Origin of the sequence: Pseudarthrobacter sp. NamE5 (assembly GCF_005796225.1) — a bacterium.
In the GTDB taxonomy this organism is placed as follows: Bacteria; Actinomycetota; Actinomycetes; order Actinomycetales; family Micrococcaceae; genus Arthrobacter.
Genome location: NZ_VAHO01000001.1, coordinates 207,826 through 228,074, shown reverse-complemented (window position 1 = coordinate 228,074; position 20,249 = coordinate 207,826). Strand labels below are relative to the sequence as shown.

The 20,249-nt window shown below is 65.5% G+C and carries 15 protein-coding genes and 1 pseudogene; 9 read left to right on the top strand and 7 right to left on the bottom strand.

Going from position 1 to position 20,249, the window contains the following annotated elements; translation table 11 throughout:
• Window position 1: 1 nt before the first annotated feature.
• The 5 genes from FDW84_RS02290 to glyA are packed head-to-tail and all read right to left on the bottom strand — an operon-like array spanning window position 2 to window position 6,614.
• The gene (locus FDW84_RS02290; RefSeq protein ID WP_138606150.1) at window positions 2–640 is read right to left on the bottom strand and encodes a sarcosine oxidase subunit gamma; all 639 of its coding nucleotides are present in this window, start codon (window positions 638–640) and stop codon (window positions 2–4) included.
• Complete coding sequence (locus FDW84_RS02285) at window positions 633–3,593, bottom strand: sarcosine oxidase subunit alpha family protein (RefSeq protein WP_138606148.1); 2,961 nt, start codon at window positions 3,591–3,593, stop codon at window positions 633–635. The genes FDW84_RS02290 and FDW84_RS02285 overlap by 8 nt, the downstream gene beginning before the upstream one ends.
• Window positions 3,590–4,009: a sarcosine oxidase subunit delta gene (locus tag FDW84_RS02280; RefSeq protein WP_138606146.1), complete on the bottom strand. Its 420-nt coding sequence runs from the start codon at window positions 4,007–4,009 to the stop codon at window positions 3,590–3,592. The genes FDW84_RS02285 and FDW84_RS02280 overlap by 4 nt, the downstream gene beginning before the upstream one ends.
• A gap of 32 nt (window positions 4,010–4,041) precedes the next feature.
• Entirely contained in the window at window positions 4,042–5,262 is a 1,221-nt protein-coding gene (locus FDW84_RS02275) for a sarcosine oxidase subunit beta family protein (RefSeq protein ID WP_138606143.1), read from the bottom strand.
• A complete protein-coding gene (gene glyA / locus FDW84_RS02270) occupies window positions 5,259–6,614 on the bottom strand; it encodes a serine hydroxymethyltransferase (protein ID WP_138606142.1) in 1,356 nt (451 codons plus the stop codon). Before glyA ends, FDW84_RS02275 begins: the two co-directional genes overlap by 4 nt.
• A gap of 154 nt (window positions 6,615–6,768) precedes the next feature.
• Here glyA and FDW84_RS02265 point away from each other — a divergent pair, with 154 nt between their 5' ends.
• Window positions 6,769–7,440 (top strand): GntR family transcriptional regulator, encoded by a 672-nt coding sequence (locus FDW84_RS02265; protein WP_138606140.1) that lies wholly within the window; start codon window positions 6,769–6,771, stop codon window positions 7,438–7,440.
• A gap of 265 nt (window positions 7,441–7,705) precedes the next feature.
• On the opposite strand, the pseudogene FDW84_RS02260 reads toward FDW84_RS02265, so the two are convergent.
• Window positions 7,706–8,212 (bottom strand): annotated as a pseudogene (locus FDW84_RS02260) (orotidine 5'-phosphate decarboxylase / HUMPS family protein); the annotation flags it as partial.
• Here FDW84_RS02260 and FDW84_RS02255 point away from each other — a divergent pair.
• Window positions 8,115–8,435 carry a response regulator transcription factor gene (locus FDW84_RS02255; RefSeq protein WP_371419124.1) on the top strand — a complete coding sequence of 107 codons (321 nt, stop codon included), beginning with the start codon at window positions 8,115–8,117 and terminating at the stop codon, window positions 8,433–8,435. The pseudogene FDW84_RS02260 and the gene FDW84_RS02255 overlap by 98 nt on opposite strands.
• A 128-nt stretch (window positions 8,436–8,563) precedes the next feature.
• Window positions 8,564–9,376 carry an IclR family transcriptional regulator gene (locus FDW84_RS02250; protein ID WP_138606135.1) on the top strand — a complete coding sequence of 271 codons (813 nt, stop codon included), beginning with the start codon at window positions 8,564–8,566 and terminating at the stop codon, window positions 9,374–9,376.
• Window positions 9,377–9,442: 66 nt separating this feature from the next.
• Here the strand turns inward: FDW84_RS02250 and FDW84_RS02245 are convergent, their stop codons facing one another.
• Window positions 9,443–10,378: a LysR family transcriptional regulator gene (locus FDW84_RS02245; protein WP_138606133.1), complete on the bottom strand. Its 936-nt coding sequence runs from the start codon at window positions 10,376–10,378 to the stop codon at window positions 9,443–9,445.
• Window positions 10,379–10,527: 149 nt separating this feature from the next.
• Here FDW84_RS02245 and FDW84_RS02240 point away from each other — a divergent pair, with 149 nt between their 5' ends.
• From FDW84_RS02240 to FDW84_RS19975, 6 genes are all read left to right on the top strand, one after another.
• The gene (locus FDW84_RS02240; protein ID WP_138606131.1) at window positions 10,528–11,832 is read left to right on the top strand and encodes an aromatic ring-hydroxylating oxygenase subunit alpha; all 1,305 of its coding nucleotides are present in this window, start codon (window positions 10,528–10,530) and stop codon (window positions 11,830–11,832) included.
• Window positions 11,829–13,244: a ferredoxin reductase gene (locus FDW84_RS02235; protein ID WP_138606129.1), complete on the top strand. Its 1,416-nt coding sequence runs from the start codon at window positions 11,829–11,831 to the stop codon at window positions 13,242–13,244. Before FDW84_RS02240 ends, FDW84_RS02235 begins: the two co-directional genes overlap by 4 nt.
• Before the next feature lie 147 nt (window positions 13,245–13,391).
• Window positions 13,392–15,332 carry a BCCT family transporter gene (locus tag FDW84_RS02230; protein ID WP_138606127.1) on the top strand — a complete coding sequence of 647 codons (1,941 nt, stop codon included), beginning with the start codon at window positions 13,392–13,394 and terminating at the stop codon, window positions 15,330–15,332.
• A 9-nt stretch (window positions 15,333–15,341) separates the two neighbouring features.
• Window positions 15,342–16,271 carry a formyltetrahydrofolate deformylase gene (gene purU, locus FDW84_RS02225; RefSeq protein WP_138606125.1) on the top strand — a complete coding sequence of 310 codons (930 nt, stop codon included), beginning with the start codon at window positions 15,342–15,344 and terminating at the stop codon, window positions 16,269–16,271.
• Between the two features lie 36 nt (window positions 16,272–16,307).
• Window positions 16,308–18,815, top strand: a complete 2,508-nt coding sequence (locus FDW84_RS02220) for a GcvT family protein (protein WP_138606123.1) — start codon at window positions 16,308–16,310, stop codon at window positions 18,813–18,815.
• Window positions 18,816–18,947: 132 nt separating this feature from the next.
• Window positions 18,948–20,201 carry a hypothetical protein gene (locus FDW84_RS19975; RefSeq protein ID WP_371419122.1) on the top strand — a complete coding sequence of 418 codons (1,254 nt, stop codon included), beginning with the start codon at window positions 18,948–18,950 and terminating at the stop codon, window positions 20,199–20,201.
• Window positions 20,202–20,249: the final 48 nt, after the last annotated feature.

Here is a 20,249-nt window from a genome sequence, read left to right as displayed (position 1 = left end):
GTCAGGGGACCTCGGGGGAGGCGTACTCCCGCATTGAGTCCAGGAGCCAGCGGCCCAGGAAATCGGCGAAGGAGGCGCGGGGGAAGATCCGGAACGACTCGTCGCCGGTCTTCCACAGCACTGCCGGGATGTTGCCGATCTCCGTGGACAGGGCCGTACCGGCCTGCAGGACACGGGAGTGCAGGTCCAGCGAGCAGCCCTTTTCGAGGACGGCCCGGGCCCGCGGGCCGGTGAGCTCAAACGTGGTGCGGTTGGCGGAGAGATCCACCACCTGCCCAGCCTCGCCGCCCAGTGCCTCGCGCAGTGCCTGGATCAGGTCACCGCCCAGGGATTCGTGGGCCTCGGTGGGCGCCACCACCAGGAACTCCTCGGGTCCGAGCCAGAGGACCGAAGTGTTTCCGGTCCCGCTGACGCTGCCGCAGCCTGCGGGCAGGCCGCCGGTGACGGAAGCCACGCGCTCCCCGGCCCCGCTGTTCCGGTTGACCCGCAGGCCCACCATGGTCAGGAACGGTACTTCACGAAGTTCCACAACGCCCTGGACGGAGCCGGCTTCAAAAGCTGCGCCCAGCGGGGCTGCCGGGCTCACGCGCAGGGAGAGGTTCTTCTGGGCGGAAGTTGCGGGTGCTGCTGTTTCAGCCATCTTTGCGGGTCCCTTCGGGGTCAAAAAGTACGGTTTCGGCGACGACGACGTCCACGAGCTGATCGCCGGCAGCGGCCACCAGGGTTTCACCGATCCGGTTGCGGCCGTTCTTGATCAATGCCAGGCCGAACGACCGGCCAAGCGCGGCGCTGTGGTAGCTGGAGGTGACAAAGCCCTCCATCGGAACCGGGCCGTAGGCCGGGTTGGTGGAACGGCCCTTCTCCACGAGCTGGGTGCCTTCGGGAAGCCTGAATCCGCCATCTACCGGCAGGACGCTCACCAGGTGCTTGCGGTCCTCGCGCTGTGCGTCGCTGCGGGAGTAGGAGCGCTTGCCGATGAAGTCCTTGGCCTTGGAGACAATCCATTCCATGCCCGCGTCCTGCGGGGTGACGGTGCCGTCCGTGTCCTGCCCGACAATCGGGTAGCCCTTTTCGGCGCGGAGCACGTGCATGGTTTCCGTGCCGTAGGGGGTGATGTTGAACTCGGCCCCGGCAGCTGCCACGGCTTCCCACGTGTTCAACCCGTACCAGGACGGCACGTTGATCTCGTAGGCGAGTTCGCCGGAGAAGGAGATCCGGCAGACCCGGGCGCGGACGCCGGAGGCCAGGGTGGTTTCGCGGAAGGTCATGAAGGGGAAGGCTTCGGCTTCCAGCCCGCCATTGGCGGCCAGTTCCGGCGCCACCTTGGCGATGACTTCGCGGGACTTGGGTCCGACGACGGCGATGGTGCTCCACTGCTCCGTCACCGAGGTGCAGTGCACGTCCAGTTCCGGCCACTCGGTCTGCAGCCATTCCTCCAGCCAGTCGAGCACCTTCGCGGCGCCGCCGGTGGTGGTGGTCATAAAGTAGGTTTCCTCGTCCAGGCGCAGGGTCACGCCGTCGTCGAAGATCATGCCGTCAGGGGTGCACATCACGCCGTAGCGGGCCGAGCCCGGGGCGAGCTTCTTGAACGCGTTGGTGTAGATCCGGTTCAGGAACTCACCGGCATCCTTGCCGCGGATCTCGATCTTGCCCAGGGTAGTGGCGTCCATGAAGCCCACGAATTCGCGGACGGCGGCGCACTCGCGCAGCACAGCCGTGTCCATGTCTTCCCCGTCCTGCGGGTAGTACCACGGCCGCTTCCACTGCCCGACGTCCTCGAACAGGGCACCCTTGGCAACATGCCACGGGTGGATGGAGGTTTTGCGGGCGGGGTCGAACAGTTCGCCGCGCTGGCGGCCGGCCAGTGCCGCGAACGCCACCGGGGTGAACGGGGCGCGGTAGGTGGTGGTGCCGATGTCACCGATGCCGCGGGAGGCCTCGCCGGCGGTCCGGAGCGCAGCAGCAATAACGCCGATGGCATTTACGCCGGAGGTCTTGCCCTGGTCGTTGGCGGTGCTGATGGAGGTGTACCGCTTGATGTGCTCCACCGACCGCATGCCGGCTCCCGTGGAGCGCAGCACGTCAGCCACGGACTGGTCGCGCTGGAAGTCCACGAAGTGGTGGTGCCAGCCGTCCGGGGTGCCCTGCTCGCCGGGAACCAGCCACAGCTGGCGGGTGGGGGCGGCGGCCTTCGGCTCGCCCAGCGGGGAAGGTTCGACGGCGGTGCTGAAGCCGGCAGCGCGGGCCGCCGTAAGGCCCGCGGAGACGCCCTCGGCGAGGCAGACGGCCAACTCAAAGCTGCCGCGCCCCGAACCCACGATTTGCTGGTTGGGGACCACGGTGCTGGGCACAAAAGCGGCCAGTTCATCGTCCCAGCGCAGCTTGCCCTGCCGCTGGGAGTGGAGGTGCACCAGCGGGCTCCAACCGCCGGACACAGCCAGCAGGTCGCAGGCGAACTGCTCGATGCCCGAGGTGAGTTCACCGTCGTCGTTGATGCTGCGGACGGTGACGCCGTCCACGCGGCCGTCGCTTCCACCGGAAGTGTTGGCCACCGCGCTGCCGATCAGCACCCGCGTGCCGGCCTCGACGGCGGCGGCAGCGACTTCGGTGAGCTGCGGTCGGGCGTCCACCACCGCAGCGATCTTGACGCCGGCAGCGCGAAGGTCAGCCGCCAGGGCGTAGGCACTGTCGTTGGTGGTGCTGATGACCACGCGCTTGCCCGCGGCCACGGCATAGCGGTTCAGGTAGCTGCGGACGGCCGAGGCGAGCATGATGCCGGGGCGGTCGTTGTTCTCGAACACCAGCGGGCGTTCGTGGGCGCCGGGAGCCAGGACCACCTGGTTGGCACGGATGTGCCAAATACGCTGCCGCGAAACTCCCGGAGCTGCGGGCGAGGACAGGTGGTCGGTGCGGTTCTGGACGGCGATGACGTAGTTGGCGTCGTAGGCACCGAAGGCCGTGGTGCGGTTCAGGACGGTGGACTCAGCGCCCGAAACGAGCTCCGCCTCGACGTCAGCCACCCATTCCAGGGCCGGCTTGCCTTCGATGGTCTCCGCCATTTCAGGGGACGTGGAACCGGAGAGGAGGGATCCGCCCAGTTCGGGCTGGTCATCCAGGAGCATCACACGGGCGCCGGTGCGGACAGCCTCGCGGGCTGCGGCCAGGCCGGCGGGGCCGCCGCCGATCACCAGAACATCGGTGTGGACGTACTTTTTGTCGTACTCGGCCTGGTCATCGGCCGGGTCCAGCTTGCCCAGGCCGCTCAGGAAATCCGCCTTCAGGCCGTCCACCAGGGTGACGGTGGTGGCGGGGAGCATGGACTCGGCCACGTGGCCGGGAAAGCGTGGCTGCACCTTGACCAGTGCATTGGCTTCCTCCACACCGGCGGACATGATGCCGCGAGGACGGTCCTCATAAAGGGAGTTGCCGGCGGCCACGCGGCCGTTGGCCAGCAGGGCGGAGGCGACGGTGTCGCCCGGGTGGCCGGAGAATTCTTCGCCGTCCACCGTGAAACGCCAGGAGATGGTGCGGTCGATGCGTCCGCCGGCGGCGAGGCGGGCGTTCTGGGAAGTCGCGGGATTCTGGGAAGTCACGGGGTTGCTCCTTCCGGGGCGGTGGTGCTGGAGATGCTGGTGGGGGAGGTGCTGGTGCCCGAGATATCCGGAGAAGCGTTTCCCGTGGTGGTGCTGTCAGCGGCGGTGCTGGCAGTGCCGGTGTCGGCGGTGACCTTGCCGGCGGCATCGGGACGGGGTGAACCCATCGGGTAGACCGCCTGGATCTCATACGTGACGGTGTCCCGGAGCATGTTAAACCACTGGCGGCAGCCGGTGCTGTGCAGCCAGCGTTCGGCAAAGGCGCCCTTGGTGTTGTCGCGGTAGAACAGGTACTCGGCCCATTCGCGGTCCGTGAGTTCGTTCGGGTTTTCGGGGTAGGCTACGTGGGCCTGGCCGCCGTAGTGGAACTCGGTCTCGTCCCGGGAGCCGCAGTTGGGGCAGGAGATGAGCAGCATGTGTGCGTCTTCTTTCTAAAGTGCTCGGGCAGCTAGTGGGCGACGGCGGCAGCGCCGTGTTCGTCGATCAGGGCACCGGTTTCGAAGCGCTCCAGGGCGAACGGCTGGTTCAGCCTGTGCGGGGAGCCCGTGGCAATGTTGTGGGCGAAGGTCATGCCGGCAGCCGGAGTGGCTTTGAAGCCGCCGGTACCCCAGCCGCAGTTGACGAACATGTTCTCCACCGGGGTGTTGCCCACGATCGGGGAGGCGTCCAGGGTGGTGTCCACGATGCCGCCCCAGGTCCGGAGCACGTGGGCCCGGGCAAAGATCGGGAACAGCTCGACGGCGGCGGCCATCTGGTGCTCGATCACGTGGAAGGAGCCGCGCTGGCCGTAGCCGTTGTAGGAGTCCACGCCGGCGCCCATCACCAGTTCGCCCTTGTGGGCTTGGGAGACGTACACGTGCACGTGGTTGGACATCACCACGGTGGGGTGGACGGGCTCGTGCAGTTCTGAAACCAGGGCCTGCAGCGGGTGGGACTGGATGGGGAGGCGGAAGCCGGCCATTTCGGCCAGGACGGAGCTGTGGCCAGCGGCGGCGAGGCCCACCTTTTCGGTGTTGATGGTGCCGCGGTTGGTCTTGACGCCCACCACGCGGTTGCCGTCCTTGACGAAGCCGGTGACTTCGCAGTTCTGGATGATGTCCACGCCCATCTCGTCGCACTTGCGGGCGAAGGCCCAGGCCACGTGGTCGTGCTTGGCGATCCCGGCGCGGGGCTGGTAGGTGGCGCCCATGACGGGGTAGCGGATGTTGTCGCTGATGTTCAGGATGGGGCAGAGTTCCTTGACCTGCTTCGGGTCCAGCCATTCCGCGTCAACGCCGTTGAGCTTGTTCGCCCCCACGCGCCGCATGCTTTCGCGCACGTCACCCAGGGTATGGGCGAGGTTCATCACGCCGCGCTGGCTGAAGAGGAAATCGTATTCGAGCTCTTCCGGCAGGATTTCCCAGAGCTTGAGTGCGTGCTCGTAGATGGCCGCGCTCTCGTCCCAAAGGTAGTTGGAGCGGATGATGGTGGTGTTCCGGGCCATGTTGCCGCCGGCCAGCCAGCCCTTTTCCAGCACGGCGATGTTGGTCATGCCGTGGTTCTTGGCCAGGAAGTACGCGGTGGCCAGGCCGTGCCCGCCGCCACCCACGACCACAGCGTCATAAGAGGACTTGGGCTCGGGGTTGCGCCAGAGGAAGTCCGGGTGCTCGGGGAGGAGATCTGCACTCACTGGGCCGCTCCAATCATGTCTGCTTCAAAGGCGGCAACCTCGGCGTCGCCGTTGAGGTGGGGGTAGAGGGGGAACTGTTCGGCAAGGGCCGCCACCCGGGCGCGGAGTTCGACGGCGGTGTCCCCGGCCAGGGTGCCCGTGCCGTCGGTGCCGTTGCCGGCAGCGGCGATGAGCGCCGTCGCAATAATGTCCGCAACCTCCGCAAATTCCGTGGCGCCGAAACCGCGGGTGGCAAGGGCCGGGGTGCCGATCCGGAGTCCGGAGGAGACCATCGGCGGGCGGGGGTCGAAGGGAACGGCGTTGCGGTTCACGGTGATGCCGATCTTGTGCAGGGCGTCTTCGGCCTGCTGCCCGTCCAGTTCGGAGTTCCGAAGGTCCACCAGGACCAGGTGGACGTCGGTGCCGCCGTTGACCACGGAAATTCCTGCCGCGGCAACGTCGTCCTGGAGGAGCCGCTCCGCCAGGAGCTTGGACCCCTGAAGGACGCGTTCCTGGCGTTCCTTGAACTCCGGGCTGCCGGCAAGCTTGAAGGCTACGGCCTTGGCGGCGATGACGTGCTCCAGCGGGCCGCCCTGCTGGCCGGGGAAAACGGCGCTGTTGATCTTCTTGCCGTACTGCTCCTTGGCCAGGATCACGCCGCCGCGCGGGCCGCCTAGGGTCTTGTGCGTGGTGGTGGTGACAACATCGGCGTACGGGACCGGGTTAGGGTGCAGGCCTGCTGCCACGAGGCCGGCGAAGTGTGCCATGTCCACCATGAGGTAGGCGTCGACCAGGTCCGCGATGCGGCGGAATTCGGCGAAGTCCAGCTGGCGGGAGTAGGCGGACCAGCCGGCCACGATCAGGCGGGGGCGGTGCTCGAGGGCCAGGGCTTCAACCTCGGCCATATCGATCCGCAGGTCCGATTCGCGGACGTGGTAGGGAACCACGTTGTAGAGCTTGCCGGAGAAGTTGATGCGCATGCCGTGGGTGAGGTGGCCGCCGTGGGCCAGGTCCAGGCCCATGATGGTGTCGCCCGGGTTCAGCAGGGCGAACATGGCGGCGGCGTTGGCCTGGGCGCCGGAGTGCGGCTGGACGTTGGCGAACTCGGCGCCGAACAGTGACTTCACGCGGTCGATGGCCAGCTGCTCCACCACGTCAACGTGTTCGCAGCCGCCGTAGTAGCGCTTGCCTGGGTAGCCCTCGGCGTACTTGTTGGTGAGGACCGAACCCTGCGCCTCCATGACGGCGGACGGGGCGAAATTCTCGGAGGCAATCATTTCCAGCGTGGACTGCTGGCGCACCAGCTCCTGGGCGATGGCCTGCTGGACCTCGGGATCGACTGCGGAAAGTCGCTCGTTCAACTGCTCAACCACGGATGCTCCTTTGAAATACCACTTGTTCAATCACTGATATATCAGTGTGGGAACAATGGTATGATTGCGATCACAGCAGAGTCAATAGCTGGACCGAAAGCGGCTGGAAGCTACCGCTTGGATCTCAGCGGGTTTCGAAGAATGGAGCGATGCCTTGAATGCACTTCTTGCCCTGGCCCCTGCGGAGGAGGAGGCCCCCTCGCAGGCGGAGGCCGCATACCGGCAGCTGCGTGACAAACTGATTATGCTGGAGATCCGCCCGGGTGAGCCCATCAATGACGGCCGGCTGGCGGTGGAGCTCGGCTTCAGCCGCACTCCGGTGCGCGAGGCGATCAAGCGGCTTGAGGTGGACCACCTGGTGGTTTCCTATCCCCGCCGGGGCACGTTTGCCACCAATGTGGACTTCACGGAGCTGGCGGACGTGTCGGAAATCCGGGAACTGCTGGAGCCCCTCGCCGCCCGCCGGGCTGCAGACCGTGCCAATGAGAGCATGCGCCGGGAACTACTGAAAGTGGCGGACGCTATTGCCGGCATCGATCCGGGCACGGGCGAGTCCCGGGACCTGATGCGCTATGACCTCATGGTGCACCGGCTGATCTACAAGGCGGCAGCCAACCCGCACCTGGAAGACACCCTGATCCGCTACGACAACCTCGCCACCCGCATCTGGTGCGTGGTGCTGGACAAGGTTCCCTCCGTGACCGGCCACATCACTGAACACGTGGACCTGCTCAAAGCGGTGGCGGCCGGCGACGCGGACAAGGCAGGGGAACTTGCCCTGCACCACGTCACGAGCTTCGAGGAAACCATCCGCAAGATCCTCTAGACGCCAGGGCGCTCCATCACTTACCGGGGCTTCAGCCGAAACGCTCTATCACTTACCGCCGCAAAATCCAAAACCCTCTCTCAGTCGACAGGAGGCGGGTCTAAGACTGCCGCGGGATGTGAAAGAGGGTTTCCTTAGAAGCCGCAGCAAGTGATAAAGGGATCGCCAAAAGGCCGCAGCAAGTGAGAGAGGGTTTCAGGTGCGACGGCGGCCCCCACCAGAAAGTGGGGGCCGCTGCGGTTGCGGGACATATAGGGCCCTGGGGCTAGACGATCGCGGCCTTCAGTTCCTTGGCGGCAACGGCGGGATCGTCGGCGCTGTAGATGGAACCGCCGACGACGGCCACGTCGGCACCTGAGCGCTGTACGGCCTCGATGGTGGAGAGGTTCACGCCGCCGGCGACGGAGAACGGGACGCGGGCTTTTTCGCCGGCGCTCAGGAGCACGTCCAGGTTGTAGCCGGGCTTCGCCTGCTCGTCCAGGCCGGCGTGCATTTCGACAAACTTCGCGCCCAGGGCGCGGGCTTTGTTGGCGCGGCCCACCTTGTCCTCAAAGCCGATCAGGTCCACCACAATGCCCTTGTTGTGTGCCTTTGCGGCCTTGACGGCACCGGCGATGGTGGAGTCGTCGGCGCTGCCCAGGACAGAGACCAGGTCCGCGCCGGCGGTGAAGGCGATGTCGGCCTCCAGTTCGCCGGCATCCATGGTCTTCATGTCCGCGAACACGATCTTGTCCGGGTGGGCGGTCTTGACGGCGGTGACGGCGCTGGACCCGCCGGGCCGCCCGCTAGCCGAAGCGGCGGACTGGAACCTTGGGGAGCGGGAGCTGGAGGTGCTGCAGCTGCTGGCGGCGGGCCAGCGGAACCGCGGCATTGCCGCCAAACTGCACATCAGCGAGAACACCGTGAAGTTCCACCTCCGCAACCTCTACCGAAAGATTGGTGCGTCGTCCCGCACGGAAGCCATGGCGCTCGCCCACAGCAACGGCCTGCGCTGACGCGCGCTGAGTGCAATGTCGGCTCCGTCACAGTCCGCGGTCTAGGATCGGAACCGTGGAGTAACCGGAGGCTCCCTCGGTACCTAGTTGCGGGAGCGCGGGCCGCAACCTACTTGAGAGTATGAATCATGGCTTCAAACGATGAGCGCGAACCCGAGATCGATGCTGAACCGGGTCAGTCCGGCGGCGTCCAGTCTGTTGACCGTGCCCTCACAGTACTGGAGATCCTGGCGCGGGACGGCCATGCCGGCGTCAGCGAGATCGCAGAAGAAATAGGGATTCACAAGTCCACCGTGTCCCGGTTGCTCGGTTCCCTGGTCAGTCGCGAGATGGTCCAACAGAACAGCGACCGCGGCAAGTACCAGCTGGGCTTCGGCATCCTGCGCCTGGCGAGCTCCATTCCCGGGCGGCTCAGCCTGGTGCGCGAGGCCCGGCCCGTGCTGGAAGCGCTGGCGGAGGAATTCAAGGAGACGGTGAACCTTGCCGTCCTCCGCTCCAATTACGCAGTGAACGTGGACCAGGCGATGGGCCCGTCCACCTTGGCCACCTATGACTGGGTGGGCAACCTGACCCCGCTGCATGCCACCTCAAGCGGCAAGGTCCTGCTGGCTGCACTGCCGGCCGAGGAGCGGGACCGCATTTTGAAGGAGACCGGCCTGCCGCCCAGGACTCCGCGGACCATCACCAACCGCAAAGAGCTTGAAACCCAGCTGATCGACGTCGCCCGCGAGGGTTACGGCCTGGTGCGGGAGGAGTTCGAGATCGGGCTGACTGCTGTTGCCGTCCCGGTCTACAACCACCTTAGTGCCGTGATCGGGGCCATCAGCATCTCCGGCCCGGCCTTCCGCTTTGACCCGGAGAAGACACCGGGACTGATCGAAGCCCTCAAAGATGCGGGGCTGCAGGTCAGCGCCAGGATGGGCTACACCCGCGGCCGCTAAGGCATCAGCTTCCGTGGGGAGGATAAGGAAGCCGCTGAACACCAGGACGCCCCACGACCGCAGCCCTCAAAGGTCCTCTTCCTCCAGCCGCTCGGTGAGGATCCGGTTGGCGTTGACCTGCAGGATGTTCAGCGACTCCTGGATCAGGGGTGAGGCGATGCTGCCCCTGCGGACCGCTGCGACAATGCGGCGGGTGGGTCTCGTCCTGCCGGTGATGCGTAACCGAACCACGTTTTCGGCACCATGCAAAGGCGCCAGCCGGGGCAGCAGGCCGACGCCCAGCCCCGCACCCACGAATGCGATGTGGGTTTCCCATTCAACGGCTTCATGGGCGATCCGCGGTGTCACCCCTACCGCCGTGAACGCCGCGGTGAAGAGGGAATGGTAGGTGGAACCGGCGGCCTCCGTGATCCAGGGTTCCGATGCCAGCTCTTCAAGCGTCGCTGTTTCCCTTGATGCCAGCGGGTGGTCACCGGGAATGATCACGTCCAGTGGATCGTCGAGCAGGACTTTCTGCTCGAAGCGCGGATCGTCCTCACCGTAACTGTCGGACTGCATGGCGACGATGACTGCAAGATCGATTCGTTCCGCAATCAACAAGTCGAAGCAGCGGGCCGGATCAGCCTCAAGAACCTGCACCTCGAGCAGGGGGTGTGTTGAGCGCAGGGTGGCGGCGAGCGGCGCGAGCAACTGGGCAGCCGCAGAGGAGAAGCCGCCGAGGCCAAAGTGGGACTGCACCTGGTCACCGGCCTCCATGGCTGCGGCGCGCAGGCTCTCCCACTGGGCAATGAGGGGATCCGAACCTGCCACCAGGAAGCGCCCGGTGGCGGTAAGCCGCACGCCCCGGCCGTCTTTCGTCAGCAGCTGCATTCCAAGCACTCGCTGGAGCTCCCGCAATTGCGCGGAAACGGCAGAAGGAGAATACCCGGTGAGTTCGGCGGTCGCGCCTATGGTGCCGCACCGGCCGAACACGCGCAGTGTGATGAGCCTCGGATCGATCATGCACCTATTGTGCATGGTTATCTTCACTATTTTGCGCTTTTTTTGCAGCTCTTGTGACCCTAATCTCATCACTACAAGTTCTTCCACCACGCCCCTGCACCCGTGGTCTCACGCAGCACCCACTACCCATGCCTCCCGGGAGGAAACCCATGACCGCTTCAGTGAACGCGCCCCTCAATACACGCGGAAAACTCGCTGCATCGTTGCCTGACGAGCAGCTGGCAGAAATCACCGCCTTGTTTCAGTTCCGGCGCACGGGCTACTCCCTCGACGCCCCCTTCTACACCGACCCCGCGATCTTCAAAATCGACATGGAGGCCATTTTCGGCCAGCACTGGATCTTCGCTGCCAGCACCGCCGAACTGCCGGAACCGGGCGACTACGTCACGGTGGACTACGGGCCCTACTCCCTGATTGTGCTGCGCAACGACGACGGCGGCGTCAACGTCCTGCACAACGTGTGCCGCCACCGCGGTGCCCGCGTTCTGACCGAGTCCGCTGGCTCCACCGGTAACCTCGTCTGCGGCTACCACTCCTGGACCTATTCCCCCGAGGGCAACCTGATCCACGCCTCCGCTCCTGGCGAAGCCAAGTTCGACAAGAACTGCTTTGCCCTCAAGCGCGCCCATGGCCGCGAGGTTGCCGGCCTCATCTTCGTCTGCATCGCGGACGAACCGCCGACGGATTTCGACGAAACCGCAAAGATCTTTGAGCCCTACCTCGCGCCCCACGATCTTTCGAAGACGAAGATCGCTTACCAGCAGAACATCATCGAAGAGGGCAACTGGAAGCTCGTCATGGAGAACAACCGTGAGTGCTACCACTGTGACGGCCACCCCGAGCTCGCTTGCTCCCTCTTCCCCACCTGGGGCCTGACGGAGGGCCTGATCCCGCCGCATCTTGAGGAAGTCTGGGACCGGAACAAGCAGGCCCAGTCCTCCCTCGAGGAGCGTTGCCGCCGTTATGGACTTCCCTACGAGGTGGTGGAGCAGCTTGACACCCGTATCGCGGGAATCCGCATCTCACGGGAATCACTCGATGGAGAGGGCGAATCGTTCTCCGCCGACGGGCGCAGGCTGTCCAAGAAGCTGCTCGGTGACTTGCGCGACTTCCGCCTTGGCCGCTGCTCCATGCACCTGCAGCCCAACAGCTGGTTCCATTTCCTGGGCGACCACGTCATCACATTCGCTGTCTTCCCCATCAACGAACACCAGAGCCTCGTACGCACCACCTGGCTGGTGGCCGACGACGCCGTGGAAGGCGTCGACTACGACCTCGAGAAGCTCACCTACACCTGGAAGCAGACGAACCTGCAGGACAAGGCGTTCGTGGAGCTTTGCCAGCAGGGTGCCGGCAGCCCCGCCTACGAGCCCGGTCCCTACATGAAGAGCGAATACCAGGTCGAAGCCTTCATCAACTGGTACGTGCAGCGCGTGCAGGAGCACTTGGCATGATTGAACTCCTCACTGAAACGGCAATCCAGGAACCACAGCGTATCCGCGGACTTGAGATGCCGTGGAACAGGGTGATGGGAAGCACCGAGACACCCGCCCGGGCAGCCCGTGCCTTGAACCCATGGCATCCGCAGGAGTTCATGGCCGAATGTGTCGAGACCGTTCCCGAGGCCGGCGCCATGATGACCTTCGTGTTCCGCCGCTGCGACCGTGCGCCCCTGGCGTTTCGTGCGGGCCAGTACGTGAACGTCGCATTTCCCGTCAATGGCGAGGACCAGGAACCGGTGGACCGCAGCTACTCGCTGTCCAGTTCGCCCACCGAGCCGTGGACCTTCAGCATCACCGTCAAGTGCGACTCCACGGGACTGGTCTCGCCATGGGTGCACGAGAACGTCAAGCCCGGCACGGTTCTTGAGATGCTGGGACCGGTGGGAGCATTCCACCTGCCCGATGCCGACCGGCGGGCACGGTATCTCTTGCTGGCCGCCGGTGCAGGGATCACACCCATCATGTCCATGGTGCGGACCATCCACTCCCTGCCAGGACACGCCGATGTCGTGGTGCTCTACCACGGCTCGGACGCTGGAGGTTTTGCATTCCACCGGGAACTGGCCTATATCGCCTCCGTGGACTCACGCATCAAGGTCTACTACTCCCTGGGCGACCGCAGCATACCGGAGGGGTGGGAAGGGCTCAGCGGAAGGCTGACGGCGGCCATGCTCGAGGAGGTGGCCCCGGACGCCAACGGCCGCCAGGTGTACGCCTGTGGACCTGAGGGTTACCTGAACACCGCCACCGAGCTCCTCCAGAAGGTCGGTGTCGACGACACTTCCATCTACATGGAGTTCTTCTCGGGAGACCGCCAAACGCTCCTTGAATACCAGGCGGAGGTGGCACTTGCCGCCGACTTCGCGGAGGAGATGGCGGAGGAGATCGCCGAATCCGCCGAGGACTACTTTGAAAGCCAGCCCGCCGCGTTCGGCCTCTACGAGCCTGGTTACGACGCGGACGGAACCCTGCAGGCCTCAGGGCTGCCGCTGGAAATCGTCCAGCCGGAGGCACCGGGCTCCGACCCCTCTGCCGACATCCCGGGCGAAGAGCCGGACGCGGCTTCCCCTGATGCCTCGAGCTTCGACACGGTGGGAACAGGCAGCCTCACCATGTCCTTCATGCGTACGGGCATCAATGTGCGGATCGAACCTACCGAGCATATCCTCGAGGCGGCCCAGCGCGCGGGCGTCAGAATTGGCGCGAACTGCAAGGAAGGCATGTGCGGCTCCTGCAAGGTCGTCAAGCTTTCAGGGGACGTCGAGATGAACCACCAGGGCGGGATCCGGGCACGGGAGATTTCTGCAGGCAAGTTCCTGCCCTGCTGCTCCACCGCGCAGACGGACCTGGTGATTGATGCCTGACCCCTGTTCCGGCCCACTGTCAAGGCGCAGCCGAAACCGCTCAAAGCGAAGCCGACTCTAAGAACTGAATCCAAGGAAGTTCAACCTTCCGCCCGGTCTGGGGACGCCGGAGTACAACGCCCATGAATTCAAACCAAAGGACTTGACATGGCTTTGAACAGCGATATCCGCCCGGACAATGACGTCCGGGCCGAACCAGATCTCCAGCCCGCCAACCACAACGCGGAGGCCGAGGTGGAGAACACCGAACAGATTATGCAGGAACTCCGCCAGACCCGCGCTGAGCAGGCTGTGGCGGAACGCCGGAACCGAAAGCTCACCCTGGACAAGGTCACCTTCGGCATCACCGGCATCCTCGCCGTGGCCTTTGTTGCCTGGGGCTTCCTGGGCCGGGACAGCCTGTCCGCCACCTCAACGCTCGCCCTCGACTGGGTCATGGAGTACACCGGCTGGCTCTTTATGGTCCTGGCCTCATTGTTTGTCGTTTTTGTCCTGTGGCTCGCCTTGGGCAAGTGGGGCAACATCCCGCTGGGCAAGGACGGAGAAAAGCCCGAGTTCCGGACCGTCTCATGGATTGCCATGATGTTCGCGGCCGGCATGGGCATCGGCCTGATGTTCTACGGCGTCGCCGAGCCGCTCTACCACTTCATCTCCCCGCCGCCGGGAACCGTTGACGGACGGACGCCGGCGGCCATCCAGACTGCCATGGCCACCTCGATCTTCCACTGGACACTTCACCCTTGGGCCATGTACGCCGTCGTGGGAATCGCCATGGCCTACGGTACCTACCGCCTGGGCCGCAGGCAGCTGATTTCGGCAGCATTCACGTCACTCTTCGGCATCAGGACCGTCGAAGGGCCGGTGGGGAAGTTCATCAACATCCTGGCAATCTTCGCCACGCTCTTCGGCACGGCGGCCTCGCTCGGCCTGGGTGCCCTCCAGATCGGCAGCGGCCTGACTTCGAACGGCTGGGTCGGTGAGATCGGCACCCCTGTCCTGGTGTCCATCGTGGCCATCCTGACCGCCTGCTTTGTGGCCTCGGCGGTGTCCGGCATCAGCCGCGGCATCCAATGGCTGTCCAACATCAACATGGTCCTGGCAGTGGTCCTTGCGCTCATTGTCTTCATCGCCGGGCCCACGCTCTTCATCCTCAACCTCATCCCGGCAGCCGTGGGCGACTACGCCGGGGACCTGGCCGCGATGGCATCCCGCACCGAGGCCGTGGGGGACGAAGCCCTGCGCACCTGGATGTCCGGCTGGACCATCTTCTACTGGGCCTGGTGGGTATCATGGACGCCCTTCGTGGGCATGTTCATTGCCCGGATCAGCCGCGGCCGCACCATCCGCCAGTTCGTGACCGGCGTCCTGCTGGTTCCCAGCATCGTCAGCGTCCTCTGGTTCGGCATCTTCGGCGGAACCGCCTTCAAGGTCCAGCAGGACGCCGACGCGGCCAACCAGCCCGGACTGGTGGCCATGACCGACGGAACACCGTCCATCGACTTCGACGGCGCACTGTTCGACCTCGTGAACAACCTGTCCATGCCGGGCTGGTTAACCGGAGCGGTCATTGTCCTGGCCATGGTCCTCGTGGCGATCTTCTTTGTCACGGGCGCAGACTCGGCATCCCTGGTGATGTCCTCCCTGAGCTCCAACGGTTCCGCCGAGCCGAAGCGCGGCCTGGTCATCTTCTGGGGCCTCCTCACCGGAGCGGTAGCCGCCGTGATGCTGCTTGCCGGCGGTGACAAGCCCTCCGAAGCCCTGTCGGGACTCCAGCGCATCACCATCGTGGCGGCCCTGCCGTTTGTGCTGGTCATGCTGCTGCTGTGTTTCGCCTTGGTCAGGGACCTGCGCCGGGATCCGCTGTCCCTGCGACGGCGGCTGGCGGACTCGGTGGTGGAGCGCGCCATCCGCACGGGCGTGGACCAGCACGGCGGCGCCCAGTTCGACCTCGTGACCAAGCATGAATGCGGTGAACGCTGTTCAGAGGACACGCCGTGCCCTGGCGGTTCCAGTACGACCGGCTCCACCGCAGTTGATTCCATGTCGGCGGATTCCGCCGTCGCTACCAAGCCCACCCCAGCACCCTAGGAGCAAACCATGACCACAGTCCTCGAAGGCCGTCCCGCCGGCAACGCGACGGCGGAAGCCGGCGCCGTCCCCAGCGTCCGCAGTACCGGCACCGCACAGTACGTCCTCACCCTTGCGTGCCCGGAGCGCCCCGGAATCGTCCGGGCCATCACCGCATTCCTCGCTGACCGCGGCTTCGACATCGTTGAACACCAGCAGTTCGATGACCACATGAGCGGCAAGCTCTACCTGCGCACGGCCTTCACTCCCGGAGACAAGGAAGTTTCCGCGGAAGGCCTCAGCGCCGAGTTCGCCGCCATTGCCGATGAATTCGACATGGAGTTCGCCATCCACGACGGACGCCCCCAGCGCGTGCTGGTGATGGTCTCGAAGTTCGGACACTGCCTCAACGACCTTATCTTCCGCTGGCGCGCCGGCAGCCTGGGTGCGGAGATCGCCGTCGTGGTGTCCAACCACGAGGACCTCCGCCCCATGGCGGAAGCCGCCGGCCTGCCGTTCATCCACGTCCCGGTTACAGCGGACACCAAGCCGCAGGCCGAGGCGCGCCTGCTGGAACTGGTGGAGGAGTACCAGGCAGACCTGGTGGTCCTGGCCCGCTACATGCAGGTACTCTCGGACGGCCTCAGCCAGACCCTCCGCGGCCGCGCCATCAACATCCACCATTCCTTCCTGCCCGGGTTCAAGGGGGCCAAGCCTTACCACCAGGCCTATGACCGCGGCGTGAAGCTTATCGGCGCCACCGCGCACTATGTCACCGCAGACCTGGACGAGGGCCCGATCATCGAGCAGGAAGTGTTCCGGGTGGACCACAGCCTGGACCCGAATGCACTGGTCACTGTCGGCCGGGACGCCGAATCGCAGGCACTGTCCCGCGCAGTCAGGTGGCACTGCCAGCACCGGGTCCTGCTCAACAACACCCGCACCGTCGTCTTCCGCTAACGCCAACGCCCGCAAAGCTAAACAGGAGAAACACCCATGAGCGCATCACCACGCGTTGTCATTATCGGCGCCGGCATTGTCGGAACCAACCTTGCCGACGAACTCGCCACCCGGGGCTGGACCAACATCACGGTGGTGGAACAGGGCCCGCTGGAACTCGCCGGCGGCTCCACCTCGCACGCGCCGGGCCTGGTGTTCCAGAACAACCCGTCACGGACCATGACCGAATTCGCCACCTATACGGTGAACAAGCTGCTCGCCCTGAGCAAGGACGGCGAGTCCTGCTTCAACCAGGTGGGCGGCCTGGAGCTGGCAACCACCCCCGAGCGCCTCGCCGACCTCAAGCGCAAGATGGGCGTGATGACGTCCTGGGGCGTCGAGAGCCGGATCGTCGACGCAGACGAATGCGAAAAGATCTACCCTCTCCTGAACACCGGCAAGCTCACCGGCGGCCGCGAAGTCCTGGGCGGCCTGCTCATCCCCACCGACGGTTTGGCCCTGGCCGCCCGTGCGGTGCAGCTGCTGATCGAGCGCTCCAGCGAGCGTGGCGTGACCTTCCTCGGCTCCACCACGGTGACCGGCATCGCCCAGGAGGGCGGCAAGGTGACCGGCGTCGAAACCGACAACGGACTGATCCCTGCGGACATCGTGGTGTCGTGCGCAGGTTTCTGGGGCCGTGAACTCGGCAAGATGGTGGGGCTGGAAGTCCCGCTGCTGCCGCTGGCCCACCAGTACGCCATCAGCACCCCGCTGCCCGAACTCGAGGGCGTCAACGAACTCCCGAAGGGCGCCAGCAAGCCCATCCTGCGCTACCAGGACAGGGACCTGTACTACCGCGAATGGGGCGACCGCATCGGCATCGGCAGCTACGCCCACCGGCCCATGCCGGTTGACATGTCCGCCCTGCCGAAGGTCTCCGCAGAGGAAATGTCGGACCACCGCATGCCCTCCCGCCTGGAGTTCACCCTGGAAGACTTCCTGCCTGCCTGGGAGGACAGCCAGGACCTGCTGCCGGCACTGCGCAGCTCCGCAATCCAGGACTGCTTTAACGGCATTTTCTCCTTCACCCCCGACGGCGGCCCGCTCATGGGCGAGGCGCCCGACCTCGAAGGCCTGTTCGTGGCCGAAGCTGTCTGGGTCACGCACTCGGCCGGCGTGGCCAAGGCAATGGCGGAGCTGCTGGTGGAAGGCCGTTCCCGCACGGACCTGCACGGCTGCGAGCTGACCCGCTTCGAAAAGGTCCAGACCTCCGACGCCTACGTCAGCGAGACGTCGCAGCAGAACTTCGTGGAAATTTACGACGTGATGCACCCGCTGCAGCCCAGGGAATCCCCGCGGGACCTGCGCGTCAGCCCGTTCAACGTCCGCCAGAAGGAACTGGGGGCGTTCTTCCTGGAGTCCGCCGGCTGGGAGCGGCCGCACTGGTTCGAGGCCAACCGCGGCCTGCTCGAGGAGCTCCCTGCCGAGTGGCAGACGCCGGAGCGGGACGACTGGTCCGCCATGTTTTCGTCCCCCATCTCGGCGGCCGAGGCATGGAGGACCCGGACCGCCGTCGGGCTGTTCGACATGACGCCGCTGAAGCGGCTCTCCGTGGTGGGTCCCGGCGCGCAGGCGCTGCTGCACCGGCTCAGCACGGGCAACATCGCGAAGAAGCCGGGTGCCGTAACCTACTGCCTGCTGCTGGAGCACGACGGCGGCATCCGCAGCGACGTGACCGTCGCAAGGCTGGCCGAGGAGGACTTCCAGCTGGGCGTCAACAGCAACGTGGACTTCGACTACCTCCGGGTGGAGGCCCGGAAGCAGTCGGCCGCCGATCCCGCCCAGTGGGTGCATGTCTCCGACATCACCGGCAGCACCTGCTGCATCGGCTTGTGGGGGCCGCTGGCGCGTGAGGTGATCGGCAAGGTCAGCGCCGACGACCTCACCAATGACGGACTCAAGTACTTCCGCACCAAGGAAATCTCCGTGGGCGGCATCCCGGTCACCGCCATGCGGCTCTCCTACGTCGGCGAGCTCGGCTGGGAGCTGTACACCACCGCCGAGTACGGGCTGAAGCTGTGGGACCTGCTGTTCGAGGCGGGCCAGGAGCACGGCATCATCGCTGCCGGCCGCGGCGCGTTCAACAGCATGCGGCTGGAGAAGGGCTACCGGCTGTGGGGCACGGACATGACGTCAGAGCACCACCCGTACGAATCCGGCCTGGGCTTCTCCGTGGCCAAGGACAAGACTGGCTTCGTGGGCGCCGAGGCCCTGGCTGAGCGCAAGGAGCAGCCCGCCACGCGTGCGCTGCGCTGCCTGACGGTCGACGACGGCACTTCCATCGTGCTGGGCAAGGAACCGGTGTACGTGGCTGGCGAAGCCGTTGGCTATGTCACCAGTGCCGCCTACGGCTACACCGTCCGCAAGCCGATCGCGTACGCCTGGCTGCCCGCTTCGGTTTCCGAAGGCGACGCCGTGGAAGTGGAGTACTTCGGCAAGCGCATCGCCGCCACCGTGACACCTGAACCGCTCTTCGACCCGGGCATGGAGCGCCTCCGCGGCTAGTGCCGAGCCTGTCCAACCAAAAACCGGGGGTCGCCGAACAGGGGGCCCCCGGTTTTTCATGTGTGCAGGCCATCCCGCGAAGCTGAACGGTCCGGCACCCTAAATGTCGTACCCCCTTGTCATGATGGGTTTATGGGACAGGCAGCGGTGGCGAAGGCTTTTGAGGAAATCAAGGCTGCCCTTACTGTGCTTGATGCCGAGGTGGATGGGTGTGGGTTGGAGCCCTTCTCGGCTGCTGATTCACTGGCGGGGCTGGCGGATGGGTGCCTGGACATCCTTGCCGGCATGCGGGAGATGGAGGCCGGTTTTGCAGGCCTAAAGGCCCGTGCTGCCGCGAAGTATGCGGACAGCGTCCAAACCAAAGCGCCGGATATGCCGGTGCAGGCGCAGGAGATGGCTGTCGCGGCGGAAATCGGCTGTCTCCTGGCCATGGGGCCGCGGGCAGCGGGTTCCTTCCTGGCCGCGTCACACGCGCTGACCAAGGAGTTGCCGCGGACATTATCGGCACTGCAGTCCGGGACGATCTCCTCGCAGCACGCCCTGGTCATGGTGGACGAGGCCGCAACCCTGGACCCGGCCGGGGTCGTCGCTCTGGAAGCCCACTTCCTGGACCCGGCCACCCCTGAACCGCCCGCGGCGGCGACGATTGGGGACATGCCGGCGTACCGGTTCAAGGCCAAAGCCAGGTCCTGGCGGGAAGCCACCACGCCGAATCCATTGAAAAGCGCCATGCCAAGGGGGTCGCTGACCGGAGGGTGGAATGCCGGCCGGACCAGGACGGCATGGCATGGCTCTCGGCCTACCTTCCCGCTGACCAGGCGCTGGCAGGCTGGAACCGCCTTAACGCCCTTGCGCGGGCCGCACAAGGACCCAACGAAGCCCGCACCCTCACCCAACTCCGGACCGACAAATTCGCCGAAGCGATCCTCACCAGCGGAACCAGTGCAACCCTCCATACAGACAGACCAGGCAACGGTAGCGAAGCAGGTGACAGCGACGCCCGGTTCCTGCACGCCTCGCCGGCATGATGGGCGCTGCGCAATATCCAAGAGCCGGACCAGACCGGCCTCACTCCTGCGCCCCTGCGCCCACGGTGCTTATCTGACAGCCTTGCCGGTGCCGCGACTGCCCCTTGTCCTTGGCTTCGCTCAGTGGTTGGCTGTTGGAATGGCTGATGAAGAGGTTTACAAGAACATTCCGTCCGACGAGCACCTGAGGCAGGATGTGGCGCCCGAGACCGAGGGTGAGCCCCAGGGCAGCCCCGACCCCGGTTTTACGCCTGGACAAACTAACGCCGGCCAGCAGGTGTCAGGCCTCGCGTCGGCCACCGGTTACGGCAAGGACCTGGATCCCGAGGCGCAGCCGGACGGGAACAACCCCATCTAGGCAGCGGACCTCGGGCACAGCGCGCGCCAAGGAACAAATGACGACGGC